4 protein-coding genes and 1 pseudogene are annotated in these 6645 nt (G+C 41.7%); 1 reads left to right on the top strand and 4 read right to left on the bottom strand.

The window, feature by feature from the left end:
• The 4 genes and pseudogenes from ACX5KA_RS14545 to ACX5KA_RS14530 all read right to left on the bottom strand — a co-directional run.
• Positions 1-606, bottom strand: a pseudogene (locus tag ACX5KA_RS14545) (integrase); the annotation flags it as partial.
• Positions 607-788: 182 nt separating this feature from the next.
• Entirely contained in the window at positions 789-1202 is a 414-nt protein-coding gene (locus ACX5KA_RS14540) for a hypothetical protein (RefSeq protein WP_458731502.1), read from the bottom strand.
• Positions 1203-1213: 11 nt separating this feature from the next.
• Positions 1214-3682 (bottom strand): hypothetical protein, encoded by a 2469-nt coding sequence (locus ACX5KA_RS14535; RefSeq protein WP_150140950.1) that lies wholly within the window; start codon positions 3680-3682, stop codon positions 1214-1216.
• Positions 3683-3686: 4 nt separating this feature from the next.
• Complete coding sequence (locus tag ACX5KA_RS14530) at positions 3687-5096, bottom strand: tyrosine-type recombinase/integrase (RefSeq protein ID WP_061094527.1); 1410 nt, start codon at positions 5094-5096, stop codon at positions 3687-3689.
• 292 nt (positions 5097-5388) lie between these two features.
• On the opposite strand from ACX5KA_RS14530, the gene ACX5KA_RS14525 reads away from it, so the two are divergent.
• Positions 5389-6645 (top strand): HlyD family type I secretion periplasmic adaptor subunit (locus tag ACX5KA_RS14525; RefSeq protein WP_458731501.1); only part of this gene is annotated, 1257 nt, incomplete at its 3' end.

Below are 6645 nucleotides of genomic sequence, written 5' to 3'. Positions count from 1 at the left end.
GAGGCGACAACTATCCTGACACAGGGGGGTAGTTAGAAAGTAAATGGTTTCCTTGCCAGTTTCGGACTCACATCCATTTTTATCGAAAGTCGTTCTTTGCGCACCGTAAACAGGACTCATTTTGTACAACTCGTCTACGCGCATTCCTGACAATGCCAAGCAAAGCCATGAGGCTTTTGTGTTCAAGCTTCTCAAATACTGTCTAAAACCAGCCCAGCCATAATAAGTGTTGCCAATGCGTGCTCTGAAGATACTAAGACATTCTCGTCGTATTTGAATGCGGGGTTGAATAGATGTGAATATTTGCATCCACCGTGGATCTTCACCTTTATCCGCTAAGGTTATTCCATTGTTGTCGAGCGCCTGGGTAAATCGTTCCCATGATTCTGCATAACCGCCATGAGGTTTATGGCTATAGCCGCTTCTAACCCTCAGAATTTTTCTTTTTACTTCATCGGAATAAAAGGAAATCATCTGCTCAACTGCTTGTTCGATTTCATCTCTTAATCCGTAGGCTTTTACGATATCTTCACTGTACCCTTTTAATGCCGCAAAATAGATTCGGGGGGGAATCACCACTTTTCCGTTTTGCGCATCAGAACTCATGTTGTACATCTTATGGGATTGATGTGAAAAATTGACCTTGAAAGGTAGCAGCCCTTTCAAGTGGACAAGACTATTCAACCCTATAAAACAATAGCTCCTAGAAATATCATACCATCCCTCAGTAACCAAAATTTCTAGATGCTCTTGATTCAATTCCTCAAATGAATTGATGCCACGTTTGATTAGTTGGGCAATATCCTTTCGAAGAGAGTTTTTTTATTATTTATTGAAGCCAGTTCTATATGTTTAACAGAAAACCACATATCCGCTAATGCTACGCACTTCATTTGATTAAGCATGTGACGCTCTTTTTGATGAAGTACAATGACATTTTCTTCTTGCTCTGGCTCAATGTTAAAAATCAAGTTCGTGACCCCACTCCCTTTGTAGTCAGAATTTCTAAACGCCCATATATCCTCGCCAAACAAGATGGTCTTTTTTTGATCTTGATAGACCACCATTTTGTCTAACTCTTCCCAATCGCCTCGCAGTAGCGCAGGGAGAAGTTCCTGTTGCAAATAGTCGCCTCTATCACCAATTAAACGCATGGTATCTAAGGTTGAATCCATATCTTGTGAGTTTTCAAAAGACAGCATAGATATAGCCCTTATAAAAATTGGGTAATGGAAGATAACGAGTCGAAAAGTGGATAACGCCCTTTTTCTTCAAGCAAATCCTCAGCTTGTTCAACGGTCTCTAATGGGAGGCCGTCAAGGTTAGCTTGAAAGCGATTTATCTTTAATTGAATTACCGAAGCGCGTTCTGGGTATTGGTCAATGGCTTCACTTAACGCATCGAGAAAGCTCAATAGTTTATAAATAGCGTAGGGGTCATCAACGAGTTTGGCGCTTTTGCAAAAGACGCAAAGATCGTATTGATAGCAGGTAATATCTTGACCCTCTTCAATAATCCCTTTTTTTTCTGCGAACTTGCGTGCTGCATAATGCCAATCTTTCTCTGACAGCAAATCAATTTCCCCGCCGCAGCTAATGCCATTGGGGTTTGTAGGAGCATTACGTTGTTTCCAAACATCGTATTCTAAGACGGGAATTTCCAATTCTTTCTTAACCGATTCTATAGCTTCACTGCGGCTCTTGCCCTGGGCTATGTAGACTAACCCCATCATCCCTTGTGACATTTGCTTGTTGTTTGAGACAGGGTGGCCGTTGGGGTAATGTCTTTCAGTTGTTTCAATATTGTGCTGCAAAATTTTTCGGGCTGTCCACCCTTTTTCTTCAGCTTTATACTCTAAGTTAGAATGAGTAGTGCGAATCCTACTGGCGGTAATATTTATAAAGTAATCACCGCGACCAATGCCACACAATTTTAACAGAACTTCGCGAATCGGAACCTCACCTTCTGACCACTGATAAGTAACATATTTACCACCCAGCGGTAGTAAGAATGGATGCTTGGTTGTTGAACTCCCCCCACCAAAACCATAATTTTTTCTGGGTAAAGGGTTTCTGCTCGCAGCATAACGCTCAACCAATTGAAGAAAAGGTTTGTATTTAGCTGCAACAATAAACTCACCTTTAGAGCCATCAGCATATTTGAAAGAAACTGTCATCGCTCCATCGGAATCTTTCTCTGAATAATTAAGCGGTATAAGCGCGTTCCGCAATGAAACATCAGTCATACATGAAAGAGCAGCGTAAGCAATAGGCATTGCTCTTATTGTTACAACTTGCTTTTTAAGAACGGTGACTTTTGCTTCCATCGTGTATACACCATCATCTCGTTTAATCTTGTTAAACGTGGTCATCTTTTGATCTTTAACAATGTCGGCGTAGGTTTTTACTAGATGGTCGGTCAACTCAGCTCTGCTATCAGAAAGCAAATTTAGGTTCTTTGATAATTGGAATGAAGCTCCAGACACATCAACCTTGCCTTTATCACCTTCGCTATTGAGGAAATATATCAGAGTGTCATAAGGGTCTTCGCTGTAGGTTTTCGAGAGGAGTTCGAGTGCTCGAAGAAAGGTAATTCCGTCAGTTTCTCCAACAGTGTCGCGCTTATTGATGTCAGCGACAATAAACCCAGCTTCCTCATCTTTGGCTTCGGGGTGGGAGCTTTCTTCTAAGCCTGAAAATAACGCTTTTACGTCCTTTGATGCACGACCTTTGTAAGCGCGAACTTGAGCAACTTTTGATGTCCGACCATCTTTATTTGACGTAACCATTTTAATGGGGTGGCGAACCTGTCTAATCACTGTGTCGTTAAATGCAGTGTAATAGGCAAACAAAGTGTAAGCTGCCGACATGCATTGATTAAAAGGACTCGCTAAGCCTTCTGAAGCTGAACCATTTTTTCTCCCAAGTGTAATCGTGATGTCACGATTATCTATTCTTTCAACCACAATGTTTTCTAGGTATTGAGGTGGGGGCGATTCGGGGTTTTCTTCTTTAAACGCAATAAGTTGAGTTACCAAAGAGAAAAAGAGAAGCTGAGTGCGTCTAACTAGTGCATACCATTCGCTTGATGTATAAGGTAGTGTAGCAAAATCTGTTATCTCACCAGTAAAGCTCTTAAGCGTGGCTTGCATGTCTGACACATCAAAATCAAGCACTGGAAGCATCGAGTCGAGATTCATCTTTTTTTGAAGAGCTGAGGATTCCAACAAACCAAACTCTTCACCATTATGATACTGAAATTGGTATTTTTTAGGCTCACTAGCAATGTCAACTAAGCGCCGTAACTCACCTGAGTTACCAGCGTAATAAAGATATCCAGCCTGACTAAAAGGGTCGAACTTCTTAATGTCGCAAAATGCAATGTAAGTCTTTAAGGCGCTTAATTTAACTACTAGAGACCATGCATTGGTTTCATTTTTCTTCTCTTGATCAACCCATCTTTTTAGCTTTTGCATTCTTTCCAGTCGAGAGGGTTTAGCTAATGGTTTTTTGGGATCACACTGTTCATGACACCAATAAATAAAATTGTGTCTTGTGCTGTTTAGCACCCCTTCTGGCCGTATATCAACGATCAAATCTAATGAAGTAACATTTTTCTTAGTAATCGGCGGAGCGGGTGATTTATTTTGATTTCTCGATGCTGCTAATCGACTTTTTGCCATATCATCACCTCAGCGATTGTTGTGCGAATTGATTTTTACGCTGAGCGAATTCCAACCATGTTTTATTGTCATTCATGTAGTTAACGTATTTTTGAGTGGTAGAGGTGCTTTCATGCCCCATCAAATCAGCCAGCTCCTGTAACAAAGCCTCGAAGGGCTTACCTGTTTCCATATGTTTGCTGTACAGCCAGTCGGTTGCGAAAGTGGCTCGTAAGTCATGAGGGGCAAAATAAATATCAAGCCCACAGTGTGTCAAATCATTGCGGATAGTTTCCACATACTTTTGAATGGTGTTTGGAGCGTAGATATTGCCATTCGATTTAACGAATAAGTGGTTATGGCGAAGTAATCCTTTTTCAATAGCCTTCTTCCTCGCCTTACTTAACTTGTACTCGTACAACAGATCCATGACACTGGCTGGGATTTCAATTGTTCTGTTTTTTTTGAACTTGGTTAAGCAACCGTTAATATTCTCACCAATTTGCACCTTAACTACTTTAGCTTTTGGCTTGTCCACGACAGAGGCAGGAAATGTTATTAATTCCTCCAATCTCAATCCCGTTTCAGTTTTTAAGTACACCATTAGGGCTTTAGTGTCAGATGAATTTTCAATATCAAGGTGTTTATAAAGCTCTTGTTTTTCATCTTCACGAAGTGGGTTAAGCTCTCGAATATCAGCATCTTGAGGTTTTTTTATGTTCTTAAATGGTCTAGTGAGACCTGTGGTGTATACAATAATTTCCTTACTGTGACTGCGATTGAGATGTGAGAGCATTTCATGTTGTGCTCTGTTTCCTTTGTTGCTTATGCGAACAGTCTTTGCCTTAAACTCAAATGGTCGAAAGGTTTTGCTGATTGAAATGATCCGCTGGCGATGAAGGAAGATGAAGTAATTGACAACTTTCAAAACATAGTTAGAGGCTGTACTTGGAGAACCACCGACTTTTCCAGTTTCATCCTTGGTATAAAGGTTTTCCAATAAATAGTCTCGATATCTCACGATTGGACTTTCCTCTACCTTCTCGGTGCAGTCATATATTGTTAACGGAGGTTTTTCATCAACCAGAAGGCCAGTCCTTGGGTGTGTATGTTCGGGGATTTCCGTGCTCAACCACCGATAGAAGCTCAATAACGCAACTGCATGGGATTGAATCGTCTTATCGGAGGATATATCTGGATCTGCCAACAAAGAGTGAAGATATAGATTCACTGGCACCACATTGATACCATCGGGGTCTATTAAAATTGGAAGTTTATGAGCAAATGGTTTTGAGTTGTCCCTAACGTCATGGATGATCTCGCCACTGTCAGGGTGTGGCCTACTTATAAATGAGGGATATTTCTCCGTACTAATCCACATAAGACAATAGTCAAAGCCGAAGTCATCTGGAAACGACCTATTTTGTTCAATCACATTAACACCTAAATCATCCGTTATTCACACTGCTAAGCCTTCCCCCAGGGGGTTACGCGTTCATACATCTACTTTTTCAAGATATTTCTTAACCAATAGTAAAAATTGTAACCACCCCTCATCTCGACGTCTAATTTATACAACCTGAAACATTACAACATGTGATGTCTAAAGTATTTCCCAACTGTAAACGGGTAATTGTGGTTGAAAACGGAAAAGTCATTGCAGATGGCAAAAAGGAAGACGTACTTGTGCAATTTAGAAAGCCAAGTCAAACACTTAAGAGGGCACCATGATTTTAAAAAGTGGTGGTGAGAAAAAAGACTGGCTTCAACGATTAATGCGCGGGTGGCTTGCGCCACCTCCGGGGCAAGATTGGGTGTTAGAAGCCGAGTGGTCACGGATTATGCAAACGCCAGTAAAGGCAAAGGGGCTATTGTACCTCGTATCCATCGTACTTTTTCTTTTAGTGGTTTGGTCGTATTTTGCCGAAATCGACGAGGTGGCAAAAGGCGACGGGAAGGTTATATCGTCTCAACAGCTTCAGGTGCTGCAATCGTATGATGGCGGAATTGTTCAAGACATTTTAGTGGCAGAGGGGCAAACCGTAAAAGCGGGGCAAGTTTTGCTTAGGGTTGACCCGACGCGATTTCTATCCAGCCTTGAAGAGAACACCACACAATTTGCTGCGCTCGCAGCAAAAGTGCAAAGACTGTCGGCGCTTACTCAAGGTAAGGCACTGAGGTTTAATAAAGAGTTGCAAGAGCAGGCCCCCAGCATTATCGAAAACGAGCGCAAGCTTTATAACTCGAATCTGGCGGAGCTTGATGAAGTAGCCGCTGGCTCAGATTCACGTATTATGCAGCGACGCCAAGATGTGGAAGAGGAACGTGCAAACCTTTCCCAATATCAAAATGTACTGTCTCTAACGAGAAAAGAGTTATCTGTTACAAAGCCGCTGCTTGCTTCAGGTGCCGTTTCGGAAATCGAAATTCTCAGGTTAGAGCGGCAGGTGGTAGAACTTGAAGGCAATATCACGAAGTCTAAAGTGGCCATCGAGCGCGGTCTTAATGCTATCGAAGAAGAAATCATAAAAAAGGAAGAAAGCCGATTAAGATTGGTAAATCGTTGGAATCAAGAGCTTACTGATGCTACCGGCGAGATGGCTACTTTGCAGCAATCCCAAACCAGTTTAGAGGATGTGGTATCACAAGCTGATATCAGATCACCCATCAACGGCACGGTTCAGCGGTTACTTATCAATACGGTTGGCGGTGTTATAACGCCAGGTAGTGCCGTGGTTGAACTTGTACCTCAGGATGACCAACTTATCGTAGAAGCCAAAGTTTCGCCGAAAGACATCGCGTTTATTCGACAAGGCCAGCCAGCTATTCTTAAGTTCAGCGCTTACGATTTTACCATTTATGGTGGCATGTCAGCAGAAGTACAACATATTAGTGCCGATGCTATTACTAATGATAAAGATGAAACTTACTACTTAGTAAGATTGGAAACAAAAAGCAGGGCAAAATCATACTTGAATGAAATT

The sequence above is a fragment of the Alteromonas alvinellae genome (assembly GCF_902705805.1).
This window is presented reverse-complemented; position numbering and strand designations above follow the sequence as displayed.